10 protein-coding genes are annotated in these 22785 nt (G+C 51.4%); 6 read left to right on the top strand and 4 right to left on the bottom strand.

From position 1 onward, the window contains the following. The first annotated feature begins 274 nt into the window (after window positions 1-274). The 6 genes from BUE18_RS21740 (at window position 275) to BUE18_RS21710 (ending at window position 10573) form a co-directional block, all read left to right on the top strand. Window positions 275-1945, top strand: a complete 1671-nt coding sequence (locus BUE18_RS21740) for a sigma-54-dependent transcriptional regulator (RefSeq protein ID WP_073478284.1) — start codon at window positions 275-277, stop codon at window positions 1943-1945. A 78-nt stretch (window positions 1946-2023) separates the two neighbouring features. After that, window positions 2024-3037: a hypothetical protein gene (locus tag BUE18_RS21735; RefSeq protein WP_073478283.1), complete on the top strand. Its 1014-nt coding sequence runs from the start codon at window positions 2024-2026 to the stop codon at window positions 3035-3037. Between the two features lie 5 nt (window positions 3038-3042). Further along, the gene (locus tag BUE18_RS21730; protein ID WP_073478282.1) at window positions 3043-4899 is read left to right on the top strand and encodes a UvrD-helicase domain-containing protein; all 1857 of its coding nucleotides are present in this window, start codon (window positions 3043-3045) and stop codon (window positions 4897-4899) included. Between the two features lie 267 nt (window positions 4900-5166). Then, window positions 5167-6000 carry a hypothetical protein gene (locus tag BUE18_RS21725; RefSeq protein WP_073478281.1) on the top strand — a complete coding sequence of 278 codons (834 nt, stop codon included), beginning with the start codon at window positions 5167-5169 and terminating at the stop codon, window positions 5998-6000. A gap of 1011 nt (window positions 6001-7011) precedes the next feature. Beyond that, window positions 7012-9255, top strand: a complete 2244-nt coding sequence (locus BUE18_RS21715; protein ID WP_073478279.1) for an AAA family ATPase — start codon at window positions 7012-7014, stop codon at window positions 9253-9255. Then, the gene (locus BUE18_RS21710; protein WP_073478278.1) at window positions 9248-10573 is read left to right on the top strand and encodes an McrC family protein; all 1326 of its coding nucleotides are present in this window, start codon (window positions 9248-9250) and stop codon (window positions 10571-10573) included. Before BUE18_RS21715 ends, BUE18_RS21710 begins: the two co-directional genes overlap by 8 nt. 93 nt (window positions 10574-10666) lie before the next feature. Here BUE18_RS21710 and BUE18_RS21705 read toward each other — a convergent pair whose 3' ends face one another. Genes BUE18_RS21705 through mads6 form a run of 4 tightly spaced genes read right to left on the bottom strand, consistent with a single transcriptional unit; the run spans window position 10667 to window position 22784 of the window. Then, window positions 10667-11503, bottom strand: coding sequence for a hypothetical protein (locus BUE18_RS21705; protein WP_073478277.1), 837 nt, complete (start codon window positions 11501-11503; stop codon window positions 10667-10669). Window position 11504: 1 nt separating this feature from the next. Beyond that, window positions 11505-16970, bottom strand: coding sequence for a methylation-associated defense system ATP-binding protein MAD8 (mads8, locus tag BUE18_RS21700; protein ID WP_073478276.1), 5466 nt, complete (start codon window positions 16968-16970; stop codon window positions 11505-11507). Between the two features lie 22 nt (window positions 16971-16992). After that, on the bottom strand, window positions 16993-18645 hold the full coding sequence (gene mads7 / locus BUE18_RS21695; RefSeq protein ID WP_073478275.1) for a methylation-associated defense system protein MAD7: 1653 nt from the start codon (window positions 18643-18645) through the stop codon (window positions 16993-16995). Continuing rightward, on the bottom strand, window positions 18645-22784 hold the full coding sequence (gene mads6, locus BUE18_RS21690; protein WP_073478274.1) for a methylation-associated defense system protein kinase MAD6: 4140 nt from the start codon (window positions 22782-22784) through the stop codon (window positions 18645-18647). The genes mads7 and mads6 overlap by 1 nt, the downstream gene beginning before the upstream one ends. Window position 22785 lies beyond the last annotated feature (1 nt).

Below are 22785 nucleotides of genomic sequence, written 5' to 3'. Positions count from 1 at the left end.
TCTTGTTGTTGGCGTTTTGCCATTGATGGTAAATGCAACAGTTCCTTTACTCCTGTCTTGATATGCCACCTACCTTCGATGGCGGTTCTTCTAACGGCCGGCCTTCTGTTCGCGAACGCTCTTATTCAAAGCATAGCCCGTGCCATTATTTTAACTATTTGATTTTATTCTTTATTTGATTTTTTTGTGTCTTATTTATTGACAATAGTGCATATTTTTATGTATTATCAGCGCATGAAATAACGCATTAATATAAAACGAAGGAGGGTGAGTTATGGGGGAGAAAGCAAGACCGAGCGTACTCAAAGCCGATGATATGAATACAGCCACGAAACTTCTGGGCCTCGCCACCACAGGCAAGCCAAATACCCAGAGTAAACCCAACAAATCTGCGTTGATCGCTTTCCTGTCCGACCTGGAAACAAATTACGAAACGATGCACTTTCCGGATGATGATTTCACAATTTTTCCGAAGGAGTATAGATATTTGGACTTGGACCATGCCGGAAAAGTCTATCTTGATATATTGATGCTACTCATTGAAAATGGTGATGATGTTGAGAAAAGTGTCTATTCAAAGAAGGCTCTCAAATGGCTTGAAAGACAGATAAAGAGGTATGAAATTGTGGGTGGTGTGGGAGATACGAATTACAGAAAAATGGCTGGCCAAATGGCTGCCGTTTTTATTCTAACTGATAACTACTATGATTTTATTCTGACCTACAGAAAACACATGATGCGTTATGAAAAAGTATCAAGAATTAAGAAAACTTTGGGCGACAGACAGGTGCGGGTGTACGAGAAATACTTTTGGGGGCCATTTTTGGGGGCGGTAGAATCTAAGATTAAACAATTTCAGGATGTTGGACTCAAAATTTTCGGCAATAACCCCTTACTGATTCACAACTTTTGCCTCGCTATACTGTATGCAAGGGATGATGAGCCGTGCTTGGTAGTTGGAGAAACTGGAACAGGTAAAGAAATAATTGCACAGATGATGCATGTGTTCAGTCCAAGAGAATGCAATAATTTTGTTGTTAGGAATGTGGCAGGTTATCCAGACACACTTTTCGAATCAGAAATATTTGGAGTCAAAGGCGGTGCTCATACTGGTGTGGCAAAATCACGCTTAGGTGTTTTGCTAAAATCTTGCGGTCGTGAATCACTATATGGTTATCAGGTAACAGGAAAGGATTCATTTTCTTTCAAGCCAATAGATGGAAAACCAACAAATAATCCATCACATGAAGAATTAGTTCCTTTATCGGGAACTGTATTTTTAGATGAGGTTAATTCAATTGGTTTTGATTCCCAGGCGAAACTACTTAGGGCTATCGAACAGAAAGAAATTCAGGTTCTCGGAAGCGAAGAGGTTTATAAATATCGCGCCAAGGTAATATGTTCTGCTAATAACGAAGGCATAGAAGGTGATTTTCGATGGGAAGGAAGGCAGGATTTCTTTTTTAGGTTCAAACAGATAGTCGAATTGCCGCCATTAAGAAGTATGATTGATTCGGTTCCTATGATCGCCGATGTTGAGGTGAAGAATTTATCCAAAAAAATTGGATTTAATGACGATGAGTTTAGCTGCTCTAAGCAGGCAGTGAGTAAACTTCAAGATTATGATTGGCCTGGCAATTTTCGCCAGATGAGCAATGTTTTATATAGAGCTATTCGAAAGGCGGAACTCGACGGGCGGAGAAAGATCAAAGCCAAAGATATTGAAGGTCTGCGCATGACAGATAATGAAATGAAATCTTTAAAGCATTTTTTCGACGATCTGACATGGGACCAACTTCAAATCAAATATGTTGATTATCTCTTGGAAAAATTTGAGGGCAATAAGAGCAGAGCGGGTCGAGCAGCCGGAAAAATGAGTCGGCAGTTCATCGACACGGTTCTCAAAAAAAAGGCCAATATAGGAAAAAGCTATGACGCTTCGTGACACTCTACTTTATTATACTATATTGTATTTATTACAAAAAATATATGTACCCGTTTGTGCCGAAGAAAGGCAGCGTAAATGAACTACAAGATAAGCACTATCCATGTCAGTATTGATGAGGTTCACCTCTCTTCCGACACCAAAATGAGATTGGATTTCAGCAATAGTTCCCTCCCAGGTTATAAGTCTTTACCTCTGCTGCCTCTTACCGGGAAAGGGAAGTCTTACAAATACACCCACTGGAAGAAAACCAAGGAGAGTCAGACCTATGAAGTATGCTTTCGTTATCAGCACTTCAAGACCGGAAACCACCTCCACTTATTCAAGGGTAGAATAGAAGGAGCAAGGTATCTACCCACCGTCGCCCTGGTTTTCTATAGTTCCTTTGAAAGTCCTCTATCTTATGAGGAAGTCGTTTTCGCCCTTAACGTGCTCACTGCGAAGTTGAACTGCGGGTGGGAATTATCTGAGTTCCATGTTGCCACTGACCTCTATAGCGCTGACAATTACCTCAAGCCTCTTGCAGAATCTGTGGTATCCCGGAAGAGTCGAGGTCCCCGCCTTATAGGCGATGGCACCTACCATTTCCATTCCTCCAACTCCGATGTCATGCTCAAAGCCTATGACAAAAGCCGGCAACTCCTTAAGGAAAAACGGGATACCCTATGCCCCGCCACTGTTGAAGCGCTTAAGAAGACCAATATCACTCGTTTTGAAATCCAGTTGAGCACCACCGGTAGGGGTAAGGAAAACCCTGATTTCCCATATGACCTCCCCGGTCTTGCTACGCATGATTTTTCTTTCCTGGTGCCTGAGTATTTCGGTTTCGTTGAACCCGATGCCGTTTTGTTACGCAGAAGGGGCATTATGGAGGATGAGTATTGTTATCCCAGCCTTTCAGGCTTCAAAGAGTTCCTGAAGCAGCGAAGTATCAAAGGCCACTACACACGATTTATTCGTCACTCCAAGGGTTTAAACACCCCTATAACTGAAGCTCTGCGTGCTTATAGATGGTCTAAGGCTCCTGAAAAATCTCCTATCATAAAGCCCAGGCCAGTTTTCCCTGAAAATATCCGAGTGGAATGGAAGTGATTGTTATGGAATTGGATTTACACCAGAAAGCCTTTATTCGCAGTCATGATACTCTTATCGCTCTTCACGGCAGCGGTGGCACTGGAAAAACCGAGTGCATTATCCAACTTGCCCTATGCAGGCTTAAGCTACATTCGAATATCACCTTGATCGCCTATACAAATTCAGCAGCAGACGAAATTCGAGACAGACTTCTCACATGCGACACCGCAACGGGCCACACGGCGAGCGTCTCGGTGAGCACCTTCCACAGCTTGGCATTCCGCACTATAAAACAATATAAACAAAATGTTGGTTATTCCAACGGTATCTATTTGCGGCCCGGGGTTACAAGCGTTGTCGTCAGGCACCTATTCAAGAAATACGGTCATTCCAGGAAGAAATTGAACTCTGTTTTCACGCTCTACCGAGAGCATCTTCTTCAATCAAAATCCCTGACCAGACTTGCCCAAAACCGTTTCAAAAAAGCCGAGGACGCACGTGTGGCTATTGACATTATCAACAAATGCAAACGAGTCAAGAAACGCCAAGGTGTCGTTGATTTTGACGACATTCCTTACCTATTTTTTCGCCTTGTTAGTAAGCCTGACATGGCAAATATTATGGTGAAAAGGTATCCACTCATCATTTGCGACGAGTTTCAAGATGTCACGGACACTCAATGGAAAATCTTTGAGGTTTTGATCAGAACCGGTTTACATTTCGTTGGTGCCGGGGATCCCTACCAGACCATATTTGCATGGAGCGGGGCATCCATAAGGCGTTTCAGACAACTTGAAGCCTTACCAGCATGTAAAGCCTATCATTTGCCAATTAACCATAGACTTCCTGAACCGATTTTGAACATTAGCCACAATATTAGGACGCAAATTGACAATGATGCCATTCGACCTATAGCCAAGATAGGAGGAGACCAACTCCCAAAAGTAGTTATCCATCAATACCCAGACTTGATCATCAAATTTCTTCTCCAAGAGGTGGGAAGGCTCCATGGCGTGAAGGGGATTAATCTTAACGACATCTGTGTTCTGTACCGTTTTAATCAAGATGCTAACGGCTTAGTCCGTGAACTTGTGAAGCGCAAAATCCCTTATCAGATAGCGGGTGTTGATCAGATAAAGTCCCATCTTTCAGAATTTGTTACAGCCCTGAATTATATTTGCTACGGAACTGCCAGAAAGAATCAATGGAAGTTGGTTCTTTCACCTCTCTATGGGATCGGTAAGCAGAAAACTGCTCGGATTCTTGGTGATCTTGGTAAAGGAAAATACCAATACAAGGTTCTTAAAAATCACCCCCAAAAAAGCATCCGAAGTCTGACATCCAAACTAATCGCCCTCATTGAGCGCCTGAAGAAGGCGGATATAAAACCGCCCTCCATGTTAACGGAGATCGTAACCTTCTATTGTGAGCAACCTAAGACTAAGAGGGTCCAACCCAATGATCCCAACTTCCTAATCCTCCAGGACATTTCAAGGCGTTCAAACGGTTTCGAAGATTTCGTGGCCCGCCTGAATGACCCTTCCTACATCTCCCAGGTTCGCTTTGATATTGATTTTCCGAAGGATCAATTTCTGAACCTAATGACCATACACCGTGCCAAAGGTAGAGAATTCAAAGTGGTGTTCATTTTGGGTTCGCCGAACGATCTTTTCAGAAAGTATGGGAGGTTGGCTTCCCCAAAAAACATGGTTGAAGAAGCCATGATTCTAAATACAGCCGTGACCCGATGCTGTCATCGCCTCTATCTTCTGTTCCAAATCACTGAAGAGGCTTGGATGAGTAATACCGTTGAAAAAAATGCCGCCCAATTCATAGCTCAATGTGATCGCAACTTATACCGATTTGGGGAGATAGCTTAATCCCTCCTAAGTTGTGACCCACCATGTGCGGTTTCTTCCTCCGGGCTGAACCCGCAGATTAACACCTCGCCCAGTTGTGGTGACCAGGCGTTCTCTTCTGCGGTTCATCTCTGCGGTTAGTCACTATTCACTTCATTCCGGGAATGCGACATCTGTGTCGCTTTTTGCCCATCAGGCTAAATTCATGAGTTCGTATATATCCCCACCGGAATCACCCTATATATTATTGAGAGGTGAACAATATCCGAAAGTACAAGGAGGGTTGAAATGAACCGCGCAAAAAAGAAGGAACTGAAGAAAAGAGGGTATGCAAAATTATTTTCGAACCCCAAGGTCAACTATATGGCTGACCTTCGACTTGCCTTGAATTGTTATCCAGACGCTGACGTCGATGCCACATACAAATATATTTACGAATCCCTGCTCAAGGTATGCCACGAGTCGGCTATGAATTTCGGTCGCCACCGCGCCATCATTTCCAAATACGACACCACCGGTTTCCGCATCGACATGCTTCACCAATTTTTCGCCAGTACGGATTCCAATTTCGCCAAGGCAGTGAATATGGTGAAAATGATGAAGATGCAAATGGTGGTTCAGATCATGCAGGGTGATTTCGACAGGCAGTTGACAGAGGATGAACTCGAAAAGCAGTTCAGGATAAGTAATATTCTTAACAGTATGCCGGATTCCCCAGAAAAACGCTTCTTCACCCATTTCATTAGGGACATATTGCGCGGGAAATATTATGTGTGCCTCAATGAAATCCCATGGTTGATGGCCCGGACACTTTCCGTTGGTTTCCGATCTTATTACCGAGACCAATTGAAAAACCTGATCAATCGAAAAAGAAAGGAAGGCCGGTGCGCCTATGACGTCCGGGTAGGCACATTTCGCATGCGCAAGAAAAAACCCGAAAGAACCAATGGCCCGGTTGTTGCCCGCATAGGACGAGGAGTTTTGAAGGTTTGGGCAAAAAACCGGTCCGCAGCCTTCCTCGCTCGACCAATTGAACGGTTCCTGCAAAAAATGAAAGAAAAATTCGGCCCCACCCGCCTGGTCAGATTCGATCTTCAACCTCTCAACTTCTCCTATGGATAGCGTTCCGAGGTGATCCACTTCTTAACAGCCGAAAGGTTAGTGGAGCACCACCTCTCGTAGAAGCCCATTAAACAGGTCAATTAACCTTTAGAAAAATTCAAGTGGTGTCTGGTGGGGCCGATTTTCCACTCCATTTAGGGGTTCTGCGCGCAAGCGCAGAACCCAGAGGGGGTAGCGGTTCCGCGTTAGCGGGTTCGCGTCGAACGGCCAACGATGAACGGCCAACGGTAAGCAGGGAACAACACTGGGGTCTGGGTAACGTTATTGTGTCACCCCTTCAGGGCGACAGTAAAGCTTCCTTCCGGAAACTTTGACATGAGAAGAAAGAGTGAATGTTTCCGAAGGAAACAGACTTGGAGGGGCCTCCGAAGGAGGTTCCTCTTAAGCACTTTCCCGTTCCAGACCCCGGGGGTGTTGAGAACGATAAGCGGTTTTTAATGGGGGCGGCGGGGAACGAGAAACGGGGTGTCCAGACAGAACTCTAATAAAAGAAAAAGTGAAGTTCCGCCACCCGCCCCCGCTTTTTGTTGCTGAAATTTCTGAAGTTCCGCCGCCTGCCGGGTAGTCCAGGTTCTTGGGGATCGGCCTCCGACGGGATGTTGTTCAATGTCCATCCTTCTTTCATATGCTCTGAAGATCAGGATTTTCCAGAGATTCACAAGATCAATCCAGCTTGACAGGCGGGGACCTAGTGGATACGATGTGACATATCAGTCACATGTGACACATGCCTAAGGAGGTCTGAATATGCCGACCCGAGTTCAGGTAATCAATGAAACCTGCACCAATTATGGGGATGGTAGGTGGAATCTTTGTTTCCAATGGTGTTTGTATGTTTATGATGATGGCTCAAGCGAAAACGGATATAGGTTCATTTGGCGACGTGAAGATGGGAGCTTGCAACCTGCTCGCGGGCAGGCAAGAATCCCGTCAATTGACATTCTGGAAGAGTTAGTCTCGGTTGCCAAAAATGAAGGATGGGGTGATTTCATAGCCGAGTAAGGAGGTCACATGAATCAGGATGTTGCCAAGGAACTGCTCGAACTACGGGATAAGCTACTGGCTCAGGGCAAGGCAATAAAGGAAAATATTCTCCGAGAACTCTACGACCGTTTCCGTGAAAAATTTTCACCCCAGGTTCTTTCCGGCATGGATGGAGAAGCTCTTCTACTCGCCATGCACGGTGGACAGGAGAACGATTCGCTTACATATTGGCTTGAGTTTAAGAACGACGAGGAATTTCCTTCGCCGAGTTTTGGAACCATTGGTGGCGGCTCGGCTTTGAAATTTGGAATCTACCGGCGTAAGGAAGACGGGACATGGATGACAGGGAGCCCTAAAAAACAGATTCCCCTTGAACTTAATGCTGCCATTGATCTGGTACGCAAACAACGTGACGAACTTCTTACCATTTCACAAATCATTGCCAACCTGCCGGACATTCCATCTGATCAGGACTGGTTCAAAGCACAAGCAGAGATGCTTGAATCCGCCCCGACAGTTGCCGACAAAAGCTGGACGCACAAATACTTCCACATGATGTTTCCTGACAAGGTAGATGTTTTCCATGCCCCGAGTTACCAAAGGTGGCACCTCATTCGTATTTTGGAGACCCCACCACAAGAAGAAGGACGTTATGCCTGTGCTGGAAGATATATCGCCATGAGGAGCGAATTGAGCATCCCTATGCAGCATCTTGGTGCGGCTATCTATAAACGGAATGGTTCGCCCTATTATTACTGGCGAGTAGGGACAACAGAAGGCGGCGGAGGCAAAGATTACTGGCCTCTTATGAGCGAGGGTAATTATATCTCTGTTGGATGGCCGGAGTTAGCGGACCTTTCTGAACTCGTTGGAAAACCGGAAGCAGTTGACACTCTGAAGGAAATGCTTGCGACGAATTATCCAAAAGCTGACCCCCGAACCATCGGCAAGGACGCAAAGCAAATCAGGTACTTTTTGACCGACATCCAGGAAGGTGACCTTGTTTTTGCATGCAATGGTATGGCTATCCTCGGAATAGGACGAGTCACAGGCGGCTACCGATATGAACCAAACCTCGGCTTCCCTCATTTGCGCAACGTGGAATGGCTGGACCTTGATCCTTGGAAAATGTTCGAAAGGGATTGCCTCAGGACAACTGTCTGCAAAATGAAGAAGCCCGTCAACCTCGTCGAAGCAGAACGCCGTATAACAGAACACAAAGCATCACCCTCCGTCCCAAAGCTGACTGGCATCCCTGAACGCATAAACGCAATCCTTGAAAGAAAAAGCCAGGTCATCCTGTATGGACCACCCGGCACAGGCAAAACTCATTGGGCCTTCGTTGCTGCCCGTGAATTGGCATCCCTTAAGAATATCGGCAAACCTTTCTCCCAATGCGATGAACAGGAAGCCGAGAGGATTGAGAATCAAAAGGGGCAGGGATGGGTTCAAGCCTGCACCTTTCATCCATCCTATGGTTATGAGGATTTTCTTGAAGGTTATCGGCCGGCACCAAAGGAATCGGACCTCAATTTTGAATTGAAACCCGGAATTTTCAAAAACCTGTGTCGGTTGGCCGATGAGAATCCTGGGCATAGCTACTATCTCATCATCGACGAGATCAATCGTGGTGACATCCCCCGAATTTTCGGAGAACTTCTCACCGTCCTCGAAAAGGACAAACGAGGACGGTCCATCCTTCTACCCCTATCAGGAGAAGCCTTCAGCGTCCCGAAGAATGTTTTTGTGATAGGCACCATGAACACGGCGGATCGTTCCATCGCCCTCCTGGACACGGCCCTTCGCCGACGTTTCGGTTTCATAGAGTTGATGCCGGATTACAGTGTCCTTGGATCGGGTGCCATACGAGGACTGCCCTTGGGGCCATGGTTGAAGGCCCTCAACCGGAAAATTCTGGAGCACGCCGGTAGGGATGCCAGAAATCTTCAGATTGGTCACTCTTATCTCCTCTCGGGGAAAAGGCCGGTGGCGGATTTCTCGGAACTGGCCCGGATTCTGCGGGAGGACATCATCCCCCTGTTGGAGGAATATTGTTACGAAGATTACTCAGCCTTGGAGGCTATCCTTGGCAAGGACATAGTGGACCTACCAGCCCGGCAAATTCGAGAGGACCTATTCACTTCCGCTGGCCATGACAATCTCCTTCAGGCCCTGCTCGCCATGGACCCGAGTCTGACGTCATCTCTGGAGGCTCAGGGTGCCGTGGCTGAAGAGGATGAAGACGAGGAAGAGATGACCGAGGATGAATAGTGGCCAAACCATAATGGAGGTCCGGCTTTCGGAATGGGACAGGAAAGGCCCCGATACCGACGACATCCTGAAGGACCTCACCCTTCAGAAACTTGGCACGAGTGCCGATCAACTTTCAGGCATTGAAGAAACAAGGGGGGTGACTTTCCGGGAGTTGCGGACCGGCCTTGAGATTTCCACGACCTCCTATGTCGGGAGGATTCAGGTGGGCAAGCTCTCGGTTGCGATCAGTCCGAAAATTCAAGGGATGCCTCTGGCCCGTCTCATCCGCTATGCTTATGGTTTGCGCGATCTGCATCTGCATTCCCTTGCCGAACATTGGACGGATCAATCCGCCCTGGTCGATCTCCTTTTGGTGCAACTATTACAGGAATTGAAGGAACTCATCGCAAGGGGATTGGTACGGAAGTATTCCCGCCGACCCGAGAACCTGGCAAGCCCTCGGGGCAAAATTGATCTCGTATCCTTGGCAAAACGGGGTGGACGTTTTGATGCCACCGTCCCTTGCATCCATCATCCAAGAACCTACGACTGGCTCCCCAATCGGATTCTTGCCCAGGGTCTTCTGGCCGGAGCCCACCTGACCGGCGATCCGGAAATACGATCAGGACTGCGAAGGTTGTATTCCCTTTTGGAAACCAGTGTTCCCTCCTGCCGATTGGATTGGAAATCGGTGAACGACGCCTTGAACTGCCTGGACCGCCAGAGCCGGGCATATCTGCCAGCACTGACCATTGTCCGCCTTCTTGTGGAGGGTCAGGGGGTGGTTTTTGGGCAAGGGAGTGAATTGGCAACATTCAAAGGGTTCCTGTTCGACATGAACCGTTTCTTTCAACAGCTACTGCTCCGGTTTTTCCAGGAACACATAAGGCCCGAGACGGTCCGGAGCGAGTTACCTCTGAATGGGATGATCCAATTTGAAACGACATCGCCTGGCCGTCGAGCAGGCTTCCGCAGTCCAAGGCCGGATTTTGCGATAGTGCATAATGGCCAATCTCAAAATCTCCTGGATGCAAAGTATAGGGACATCTGGGGGCAGAGCATCCCCAGGGATTGGACCTATCAGCTTTCCATGTACGCCCTTGCCAATGCCCTTACCCCTGAGGCGACAATCCTCTATCCGACCCTGGCATTAGATGCAGTTGAAGAGAAAATCCTCATCAGCCACCCCGTCAACAGAAAGCACCTAGCAACGGTCCGCCTTCGTCCGGTCAAGCTACTGGCCTTGGCAGACCTGGTTTCTTCGGGAGCAAGGTCTGCTTTCGATGAGCGTAAACAGTTGGCCCGTCACCTCTGCTTCGGGCAGTCGTTGAATTAGAGCCCCCTGCCTTATTCCTGCCTCGTCATCACCCCTGTGTTCATGGAGGGACGGGATGAAGGGGGAGTGGGATGTATAGGTGATTCGGCCTTTTTAAATGATCGACAATGCGGGCAAACTATTCTCAATCTCCTTGGCTCGCCAACGAGTCTCCTTGGGAGTGATGCCTAAAATAGATGACACATACTTGTCGATCCAGTTTAGTGAATCTGCAATGACAACAGAGCATTCTTCCTTGTTCTTGTTTGCGAAATTTCTACTTGAAAGCGAGCCATAATGAACTATGTCATTACGCATCTTTTTGTAATCGTCAGAAATTGGAGCTATGCCATATCTTGTGCTTGCGCTTACCATTCCATCATAGTAAGTTAAACTTCTGTCGCATGCTACTATTTCACACTGCTTAACTATATCCATCTGTACACCAATAGATAGGAAAAGGTCTTCCATCGAAAAACATGTCAGTCCTGATATCCAGTGCGACAAGAAGAGCCGAACTCGTCTTGCATCAAAATGTTGAGATATACTCGAAAACCCTCTTGCAAAAAAGTTTGCGAACGACTGTTGTATATCAAGTTTTCTAAAACCTCTTATGGCCCTTGGCCTGATGAATTGATCTCCGAGTTGAATAAATTGAGCATCTGATTGCCCTGTTGTTCCTCTAACTGTAACGCAACAAGCGTTGATAAATGATAGAATTAGGCACGTATCTATCATATCACTAATTGCCTTCGAAACATCATCGTCTGGGGTATTCCGTATAATTGCCTCGTTACTTGCGTAGTAGGTCGGAGCGCACTGCCCTTCCTCCATCTTTTCAACAAGAGCGACATAATCAGCTCTTCTTTGAAATTCCCATGCCCCTAATGAACACGGAACTGAAAAGACTGTTTCCTCTGACATAAGGTCTGCAATCCAGAACTCAATCATTTTACTTCTCCTTTCCAACCGCCGTCTTCGTTGCCCCTCCATGTTGCGTCACCCTTGGCCTGCACTTGATCTTGACTGCTCCACGTATGAAAGCATCGTCACTGGATTTGCTTGCCCACACGTAGGCTTCGCCTGTGGTGAGGTGGCTCATTTTTTCCGGTGTCAATTCGCTGAGGGAGGCATTGGCTTTCTGGATGTGTTTCAACCATGCGGGCGAATTGAACTTGTGGAGGATGATGTGGCTCGACAACTCGATTAGGGATATGGGAACCGAGGGTGGGTCCTGCGATGCCACCATGATGCTCGTTCCCTTGTGGCGCATCTCTCGAACGACCTCCACCAAGCCTGAAATCAGGTCATCGTTTTCGATGTACTTATGGGCCTCGTCAAAAACGACCAGTTTGTTGAAGTTCTGGCCCTGGTAGGTTGCCTCGGAAAAAATTTGCAGCATCACCACGAAAAGGCCCAACGCCTCGTCCTTTTCGATGTATTCATCCCGCAGGTCAACGATGATCAGACGACCAGGCCGGATCAAATTCTGAAGTTTCTGCGTGTCGTCGATGTATTCACCTGCGAACTGAAGCCGGGTGAAGGCCAATTCTTTGAGGTGATCGGATAGATTCGATTCCTCAATGCCGGAGCGCAAGGCTTCCAAGGTCAGCCTATCCCTCAAGCCCCGCATCAGCAAATTGATTTGCCGAAGGTACATGCTTTGGCTACCGATAGCCCCCATCAAGAATTTCCAGTGCGACGCTTTGAGTTCCGAAGCGGAGAAGGCAATCGGTCTCACCTCGATGCCGGGAAACTCCTCCCGCCGTTCCTCCAATTTGTCCCTCGGTGTCAGGATCAAGACGTCTTTCAAGGCTCTTGGCTGGGCGCCATATCTGGACGCCAGCACCTCTGCCTCAGTTTCGCCCTGGTTGGGAAGAATCATTGAAGTAAATTCCGGGCTATATTCGCGCGTGGGACTGTAATGGAACAAGACGGTCGCCAATGGACTGGGCAAAACATTGATATTGGGGATAGGCATGGTGGCCATCTCTATGACCGTGCCCAAGGTGTAGCTCTTTCCGCCACCTTGCACCCCGAAAAGGCTCATGGTGTGGGTCTGGTTGAGATCAATGGCGATCTTTCGGCTGGATATTTCTCCCAACACGCCATACTGGGGTGACCCGCTATCCACGCCAAGGATCACATCATAGTGAGTAGAATCGTCATGCTTCGGCTCTTGGTCAGCCTTGACAGAATCTTGTTCGGGGGGTTCATCGTCCTCTGGCGCGGATGCCTCATCGACCGCACGGTTTGTATTCTCATCGGAGTTTTGATTCTCAACGGGTGCTTCCTTTTTGCGATCGGTGGAATCGGGGCTCTCTTGTTCTTCGTCAACTATCGGCTCCACAGTTGAGGTCGGCGCGGAGGATTCCATGTCGGGTTGAGCATCAGCGCCATCGACATCATAGCCTGTCGAAGTTGAGCGCATTCTTTCCTGCACGAGGAAGGCCGCCTCTTCGAGTTTCGGCACACCTGAAAAAGATTCGGTGCTGAGGCTGGTCGGCAGTGATACGGCTTCTTCCTTTTCCGGTGTCCGCCGTTTTTCAGAACACCCGGTCAAAAGAGAGACGATCAGGTCTTTTCCGATTCGATGATACTCAATGCCAACCTCCTTTTCAGCGGGGTTGGTGCCGGTTTTTTCAAAATCAAAAATCAAGGCGCTGCGCCGGAATTGCAGCGTGTAACCATTTTCCATGGTTGCCAGAAATTCCGTGGCCTCTCTCTGTGCGGCATCGTCAAAAATCCCGTATCGAACGGCCCTTTCTAAATAGAACCTGAGTATCTGGGAAAGCTCCCTGTTTTTCAGCAGGCGATCCGGGCGATCCGGATGTTTCAGCGATGGATCAAAATGACGTTGCAAAATCCGTTCGCTTTGATTGATCTGCCCAGCGATTCTTTCTTTTAATTGGTTGAAGGCGGAAAAGTCACCGACCGTCGAGTAGCATTTCACCTCCACAAGGTTACAGGTGATCAACCTTTTTGAAAAATCCAGGTCAAAGAGGGCAAGGTCTGTCCGTTGAAGATTGATTTCCTGGGTGACGTCATCGGGTTCACTGGCGGAACGGTATAGATCAACATGCGCGTCGAGCGGCATGATAATCTGATTTGAGAGGGCGCCCTGGTATTCGAGGTACATCCTTGCCAGGGCCAGCCCAAGAGCCTCAGCCTGTTGCGTGGACGCGGATATGAGTTTTAGGGCGAGTTGGCCGGAAAGGGATCGCAACTGTGAAAGGACTTCAACACCGGTCTGTCCATCAACATGCAAACCGAAATGATCCAAAACCGGCCGCAGCATGGCCTCCAACTCCGAGGTGGATCGGGAGGAGATGATCAGGTTGTGGGCAGAATTGGAGTTGATCCCGGGAACGAAGTCGATCAAATAGTCCGGGCGGTTTTTTCTTCCACCATGATCAAAAAACTCGATCCCCATGTGCCGGTCCACGGTGAATACCCAATCGCTGGTCTGGTGGATTTCATAGATGAGTTCCCTCTTGGGAACATCCAAGCCAAGGGATACCATGGGCACGGACCGGAAACTGGCACCTGATGCGGCAACGGCCGATGCACCCCATGCCACATTTCGGCTGATGCGCGCAATCAAGTCGAAGGCATGGTCGCCTTCTCCCATCTGAGTTCCCTGTCCTATCACCGGCGATTTGTGCCAATACGTTCCAGTCTCATCATCGACAAAATCTGTTTCATAATCCTGGATCAAACCATGCAAAGGAACCATGGCCTCGGATTTCTGGATGACGCCAAGCTCTTCAGCCGGAAAAACATCGAGCAGAACGCTGATGTGGGCCGCGTACCTTTTGGGGTTTTGGTGAAATTCAGAGATGTTGTGCTTGGCAATGTTCAGCTTGGAGAACAAATGATTTCCAGTCGAAGAACAAAAAGCGTCCGCTGCCTCGGTGACCGTTGAAATCGGATTCAGTAAGGATTCGAACGATTCACCAAGTACGGGTGATTCGGATTCATGGGCGAACATCCGGATGTCATAGCGAAGGTCCGAGTATTCCCTTCTTTGTTGCAGGGCAATCAGCGCCTCGGCAATGATGGACCCGGACCCTGGATTGAAAATGTTGATGGACAGTTCTCGGACATAGGGATGTTGGGAAAGATACCGGTCTATCTTGTCCGCTAAGACATTACCGGACAATTCCACGCCGATAGCCGATGGCTCAGGCAGGCCGAATGCCGAACACACTTCCGCAAGAAGGGCGCGTGGGTCAATTTCTGTGGTTGGAGAATACAAACTCCAAAACGGAGTGAGGTTTCCAATCGGCGTGAAGATGCGTCCATCCTCGGCCGGTACGCAAACCGGAAAGCCGGTGGAGTGGATTCTTTCGAGTAGGGCATGCCTGGTGCCGGGAACATGGTCGCGTGTCCCCGGTTTGATTTGACTAACCCAATGCTGGCCCAACCTGTGCCATCCTTGGAACCATAGAGCACGCAGCGGATGTGTGGGCGAAACGAGGATCGCCTCTTTGTGGCGTCCTCTGAAATCCGTGAGGATGACCCTGATGGAATCCGTGGCCAACACGTTGCGTAAGGAGTTCAGATGCGTCTGCCGCTCGTTACCGGTGGTCGCCTCTGCCTGGCGCGTCAGGTTGTCGATCAGGTCAAGGTAGGTTTCTGCGTAGGCAATGCAACGGTCTTGCGCATCGTCCATGGGATAGCCCTGGGTGATCAGCATGGATTTCCCCTGACGCACTGCCTCAAAGAAATCCGTGCGCGCGGCGAGAAAGGACTGAAGAGCCGATGATCCGGGTAAAGAGACGCCTTCCTGGCTTGGCGGCTCAACGCTGTCCATGTTGATCTGCATCCGCCAACCGGAGGGGTGCTCCGGTGTTGCGAGCATCCTCTGCTCGGCGATTTTCAATGCTCGGGAAACGGGAATCTGCATGGACCCTTCACGGCCGAATTTTGCGATCAGGGTTTCATGTCGGGCGCTCTTTTTCACTCGCTCACCTTCAGCCCAGTGCACGCCCGTGACCTGAATTTCCGCCGGGTCCCTGTCGTCATTCAATGCGGTGAACTGAAGGCGAAGCCGCGCATGTTCCACGCTGATTTCAATGGGGATGGCGCGTTGAGGAGGTTCTTCCTCGATGGCCCCATCGGGCAATACATAGAACGGTTCACTTTCCCACGGACGCGCCGCAGAATCCGTGAGGTCCGAAGCGCCCTCGATGGGTATGGGGTCTCCATCTTCCGTCCATGGTAACACCCGGATGAAGTGCCACCCCTCCTCGAAATCAATTTTGTTGAGCTTGGTCAGGCCGACCGTGCTATGTGTGCGTTTGGGTTTCCAGGCTTTCACCTTCTTTGCCTTGCCGGCCGGTCCTCCTGTTTGAGACACGATCTGGACCGTGAAATGATCAAGCCCGCTGACCTTGGATGGGTGGGGCGTCACCTCGAAGACCACGTTCATTTTCCGGCGTTCATTGGGCACCAGCACTTGTTGGCCAATCAGCGTGGCCAACCGCTCATCCTTCTCATCCTCCCGCACAACGGGCAAATCCGTTTCCCGAATCGAAAGCCGGATTTTGTCGATGGCGAAGTCTTCCTTGAATTTCCACTTGTCAAAGGACAAGCCGCGCCAATTTTTTTCCAGGGCGATGGGTCGGGTCCAGGTTTCGGGCTCATGAATCGGGAAGCGATCAAAAAATGTAACCAGGCTGTTCCGGAGGGATTTGTCCGACAGGTTCAAGTCCGCCAAACGGCCTCGAACCGATTTGTGGGAAGCGGCAAGACTTTGCACGCACTCGTTGTTCTTTCGGATTCTGCCGTTGACCTGGGAAAGGTCGGCAAACAGCTTGAAATCGGGAACCAGGGATAACTCATAAAGGCTCGCCCCCAAGGTTTCTCCATCCACCCCGTTTTCCAGCGCGGTCAGAAGATAGCGCACCTTGGATACGTCATCCGCGAAAAACCAGTTCTCCTCGGCAAGAATGGAAAAAACGTCACGCACCGATCCCGTCAGACTCGCGGGCGTCCTTTCCAACAGGGCCTGGATGATGTCGCTATAAACTTCGGTGAACGTCAATTCTTCAAAGGTGGCGATCCCGAAGGAATCCTCGGCGCTGGTCCGCAGGGAATTGGGGACGAACACCAGAAGAGGCTGGCGAAGTTGTCCGTCTGGCAGAGGGTTACGCAATTCCACAAGTTTGGTCGATGTGACCCGGTTGGGCCGGTCATCTTCATCATGCCCTGCCAGGACGAAAATATTGGCCTCGGATCGAGCCTTGCGCATCTCCGCACATACGGCCTCCATCACCGGATCGGCAAGATCGGCAACGCGCATGCAGTGTCCAGGGCCTCGGCTTTCCATGACGGCTTGCAACCGTGGGCACAAAAAGGCGGCGATGGTCTGATTCAAGGCCCCTTTTTTCAGTTGATGAAAATCTGTGCTCATATTCCCTTCCCAATGCGGCGGATCATGCGCCTGCTTCGATGCGGTATCGCGGTGACACCTTCTGTGTGACATAGGCGTCCGAGAGGTCCTCATAGAATCCGATTTCACGCAGCCTTCGCTTGAACGCCTCCAGATTCAATCGCAATGCCCGCCGCTCCAGAATGCTGCCTTCTCCGGCCTGGTCCGGCAGCCGGTCGATGTGAATCCCGTACCTCCTCTGTAGGAAGGTCAAGAGGTCCTCGATCTTGAGTTCCCGGGTCACGAACCGTCCGTCCTCCTGATCCAGAACAGCCAACTGGAGCAGAACCTCAAGCAGCTTGCTTCCCAGGACAAAACGTCTCGGGCTGCCCTTGGTGCGGGCCTGCGCAAGCATGCCGGTGTCCTTGTTTTTTTGAAGCAGGGCGTCCAAACATTCGGTGATGTACTGCCGATGATATTTGCTCCGGTAGGCCATGAGGATTTCTATGAAGGAGTCAAATTCGTTGAGCCCCATGTCCATGACCTCGCGGATTTCCGGGTCCAGGTCGTCGGCGTTGGCGCCGGATTCCTCTATAAGACTGGCCAGGCGAAATTTGAAATAGGCCAGGCGATCTGCTTCCAGGTCAGGCTTCATCAACGCGATCAGATCGGGTGCGGTGAATGTGCCGGAAGGAGGGGCCGCGATCTTTCCGGTTTTCTTGCTCAGGTATTCCGCCATCTCATCCAGTTTTTTCACGATGAAGTTGGCATGCACAAAACTTGGGATCTGCCGGTAGAATCTTTCAGCCGACCTTCGCGCCAGCTCTTTCATCTCCTGGTTTTCGGCATCTCCCATGTCCACCAGCATGGCGATCTTGTACGGGCAATCCGCCAGAGTGAAGCCGTTCCCATTACCGGCCGGGCATTTTTGCTGGGTGCACAGTTCGCTGCCGGACCGATCCTTCAGCATACGCGGCAACAGATGCATCAGTTTCAAGTGGTATAGCGCCAGATGGAAGGAGAGCAGCGTCTTCAGATAATCCACCAATACGGACCGGGGGATGTAACGCTCATAAGCCAACAGGCGCAAAACGTCTTCCGCCAGAAGGTCGGCCTGGCCGATACACAAGGGAGGGAACCGCGTGGGCTCCTTGGAATCCTTGGTGTCCTGGGTGACCTGTTGATCGAGGCGAAGGATGGCCTGGGTTTCCACATCCACGGATACACTCGGGTCGTATCGGTCGGTCACCAGGTCAACGCCTGGAAAGAAGAACCGCTTGAGGGAGTCCCGGGCGTTCTGGCCCTTGCCTTTGCGGGCGTAGTACAGCATCCAGTAGATTTGTTCAGCCGCGCCGTAATCCCGTGTCCTTTTTGCGTTCCTGAATTTGTAGGTGTTGCCGTGCAAGGGGCGGGGTGACGCAAGCGCCTGGTTTGCGCGGCCCCGGTTCACCACGTCCATGAGATCGGTTTCGATCCATTTGTGGACCACCTTCGGATATTTATCAAAATCCTCGAACCATTCCGGGTGATCCAGAAATTCATCCACAAACTCCTCGACCGTCAATTCCTTGCCATGTGGAGGCCGGCGGCTGGCGTACCCCTCATATTTCAGGCGCGGAAACAGCATGGTCAGCACCCGGTCCATCTCGATGTGCTTGAAATCCACATAGGTGGTCTTGGGTGTCCGAAATTCCTTGTCCCTTCCTTTGACGCCCATCAGTCCGCCCTCCTGCCGATCCGGTCCAGATGCAGCACGCCCCCGTTGTCCCGTGCGATCCGGAAAAATTCATATCCGCTCTCCGTGAGAAGAACCTCCTGGTACGGGGCGGAGGACAGCACGTTTTTGAAAACCGAAAGGCTGATGTAAAAACCTTCTTCCTCCTCGATGCTCGGGCGATACCCGTCGTTCAAACGCTGTAGCATCTCGTAAATATCCAGGTTGATCCGCATCTCGGCCTTTTGCCCGTCGCCAAAATCGTATTCCAGCACCAGGCATTGAGGCAGGCTTTCCAGGTACGGCTGATCCATGGCCTCCATCCGGGAACGCAGGGAAAACCGTTCCCCGTCGAAAAGACGGTAGCTGCGTATGGTGCCGCGCTCCACCCGCCGCACCCGCAGTGCCAACTGGTTGCCCAGGCGGCCGGGATCGGTGAGACCCTCTCCCCGATTGACGGCCTTGATGATGGCGGTCACTTCCTCTTCGGGTTTTGGCCCGGGCTCACCAATGGCCTTCATGAAATCCTGGATGCTGGCATACGGCAGCATGTCTTGCCATGCGGCATCCCGGCACTCGAAAGAATGTTTCCGTCGCATGTGGGTGAGGTATCGCCGGTGTTTTTCCAAAAGGGTTCGGCGTTTTTTGACGGAGTAATCCCGGGGCAGGTTTTCAAACAACACCTCCAGGATTGTTTGATCGTAGCCGGGCCGATCCTCAAAGGAAAACCGGCTGTTGGCTTTGGCGCCCGGCGGCAGGAATCCAAGTTCGCGGTCCAAACCGGGATTGCTCACGTGCGCGATGTCGATTTCCCTCAGCAGGGACACTAGGCGATCCGCCGAACCCTCCTCGCCGCCTTGCCACGAGTTGAAGTAGTAGCAGCCCAGGATTCGATTCTGACTCTCCTCGCCGCCGTTCTGATAGAGTTGATGAATCCCCTCGCAATCCCTTGTGCCCACCAACATGTAGGCGAGCGCCGACCGCAAATCCCGCATGGTGATGTGCAGCCTGCCCCTCAGATGGGTGATGGTGAACAACATCTTGAGGCGTTCGGTCACCTTGGGTCCGGCAACCGGGTCCTGGAAAGTGCGGGCGTTGTGCAAGGCATAGCATTTGCCCTTGATGTCGCAATTATCGCACGCCTCCCAAAAATCCTTTTGGGTCATCCGTTGAATCAGGCGTTCCAGGATGGAGGCTTGGCCTTCTTCGGGTTCGGCCACCACGGACCGCAGGTTCAGGTTGATGATCGCCACCCCATCCTCGGGTGCGCCTCCGGCAAGACCCCTTTGAATATGCCGGGCCAACAAAGGGTATTCGTCCTGGTGTTCCATGAAAAAATCCACCAGCCGGCCTTCATTGATGGCGATGATGCGGGTCTGCCTCGTGGGCCAGGCAGTGGGATCGTTTCCCTTGAGTGGCTGGAAGAATTTCTGTAGAACCGCGTCGTTTCTTTCGTCTCCCTCATCCTGGCTTCCGTCGTAATTGCTGAAGAACTTCTGGCTCTTCAACTGGAACACCGCGCCGTTTTCTCCGCGATGGATTTGCGCGCCCTTTTCCTCGGCAAAGGATTCGAACTGTTGGATGAAGGCGGTCTTGCCGTCTCCCGCGTTGCCGCTGATGATCACCACTTGAAACACGCCCTTGAGCATGGCTGGTTGCAGACGCTCATCCAAAAACGTGGGCACGTAGGTGGCCTTGCCGATTTCATCCAGGCCACGGGTGCCCGCGTTGGACACCTGGCTTTGGCTGTACAGTGTGAGCAGGTGAGTGACAAATGGATTGCAGTTGGGCCGGGTGGCCTTCAAATCCATCAAGGCCGTGACCTTTGTGGTCGGGCCGATTTCGCCCGTGGTGAGGACCGACCGGTATTGCTTGACCTTGCCAAAGGCTTCCAAAAACGAAGCCGCCGAGGCAAAACGGTCCTTCCGGTCCGGGGCGATCATCCGCGAAACCACATCCACCAGGGCCGTGCTCAAATCCGCGCACCCGTCAAACTGCCTCGGGTCCTTGGGCGGCTTGTGCAAGGGCGGCGTGGGATCGTCAAAAGGATACTCGCCGGTGAGGCATTCATAAAAGGTGACGCCCAAGGCATAGAGGTCCCGGTCGATCCGATCCTCGGTGGAGGGCTCCATGGAGTAATCGTAGTCGGGCGGCAGGTAACGCTGGGTTCCGCCCCCTCCGTGGATGTCGTGTTTTTCACTCACCGCCACGTTGAAGTCGATGATCTTGACGCCATTGTCCGTCCACAAAAGGTTGGACGGTTTGATGTCCTGGTGCTGCACCCCGTTTTCATGCAGATGGGCCAAGCCCTCCGCTGATTGACTGACGATTTTTACCGCATCATCCAGGGAAAGGGCGTCGTTATCAATGAGATCGGAGACATCCAGGCCATCCACGTAATCGAACACGATGTAGGGCGTCTGCTTGGCGTCGCTGAACCGGTCCGCCCACACCACCTTGACCACATGCGGATGGTCCGGAAGGTTGGTCAGGGCCTTGTACTCCCGTCGAAGCCGGTCAAACACGCTGCGCCGGTCCTTGGTCACGAGTTTGATCACCCGAACCACGTCGCCGTAAGAATCGAACACTTTGTAGACCACGCCGAAACCGCCGGCCCCCAATTTATCCTGCACCCGGAAACGGTTTCCCAAAATGAAATCCTGCGGCAGGTTGCTCAGGTCCTCGGGCAGGGCGTGCGCTCCGGTGCTTTCTCCGTCGGGCGCGGTGTCGTCCTTGGCCTCGGGAAGAATCAAATCGTCCAACGCCTTTTTGGCCACGGCCGCGCTGGTGTACCGATCCTCGGGGTCGAACTCGCACAGGCGCTGAAGCCATGCGTCAAATCCATCGGGCAGGTCGGGCTTGTGTTCGGAGGGTTGCACCAAAAACTCGCCGTCCGCCTCCATCATTTCCTCGACATTTCCGAAAGGGCGTTCACCAACCAGCAGTTCATAGAAAACAATGCCCGCCGAAAAAAGGTCGCCGGCAATGCTGGCTTCGCTGGGATCGCGGTCGCATTCCGGGGCCTGGTAATTCGAGTCCAGGTCATCCACGATCTGATCGGCAATGGTGCTGGTGCGGTTTTTCCCAACCCTTGCAAAATCAAAGGCCGTCACCCGGCAGGGGCCTCCCTTGGTGACCAGGATGGCGTCGGGCGTCAGGTTGCGGTGGATCACCTCGGCCTTGTGCGCATGGTCCAGGGCGGACAATACGTCCCGCATGACCGTGAGCTTCTGGTCAAAGGTCAAGGCAAGGCTCGCCTTGGCGATGTGTTGGCGAAGGGCCTGGCCCGCCACGTCGTCGGTCACCAGGACAAACCCGTCCTGGTCCTCGGTCTCGAAAAATTCCCGGACCGTGAGAACGTTTTCATGGGGATTCATGTGGGCCACGGCGCTGTATGCGTTCCGAATCCGTCTGCGCTCGGCCTCACGTTCCGCATCCTCCAGATAGGGGTCTGCCTTGTACACGCGCAGCCGGGCCATGCCTCCACTTTTTCCGAGAAGGCTGTGCTTGGCCCGGTATTCGGCAAAGCGGTCGGTGCCGCCCAATTTTTCCTCCACCTGCCAATCCCGGAAGCAGGTGACCGAGGTCTTGGGTTGGGCCTTGCCCACGATGGCCTTTTTGATCATGGGGTGCAGCGTGCGGATGTCCTTGTTCCGGTGGTCCGGGATGCGGTCCGTATCGTGGAAATACTTGAGGAACCGCTTGAGGTCGGTCACGTCCGGGCCATCGCGGCCCTCAGGGTCCATGACCGTAGCGTCTTCTGCGGTGAGGAGCACGGCGGCCTGCACGTGAGCCTTGCGCAGTTCGGTCTTACCCGGGTTGCTGTCCTTGATGATGGACGCCATCACCTTGGCGTGCTGCCGCAACTTGGCCAGGGGCGAGTGGAAGGGAGGGCGCCCCTCGGGATACCATTTGGGACCATACACGTCGATGTTGCCCCGCGTGCCCTTGATGTCCACCACGTACACCGCGTGGGCCGCCAGGATGGCCAGGTCGATTTCAAAAACCTCCTTGCCCTGGCGCATCTCGAAATTGTGGATCAACAGCCAGCTTTCCGGAAGCCGGTCCCGAAGGAGGCCAATGGCCTTGCGTTCCGAATCATTGGCAGGCTGGCCGCTGCATTCGGTGATTACCGTGGCCATA

The organism is Desulfatibacillum alkenivorans DSM 16219, assembly GCF_900142135.1.
GTDB lineage: Bacteria > Desulfobacterota > Desulfobacteria > Desulfobacterales > Desulfatibacillaceae > Desulfatibacillum > Desulfatibacillum alkenivorans.
This window is presented reverse-complemented; position numbering and strand designations above follow the sequence as displayed.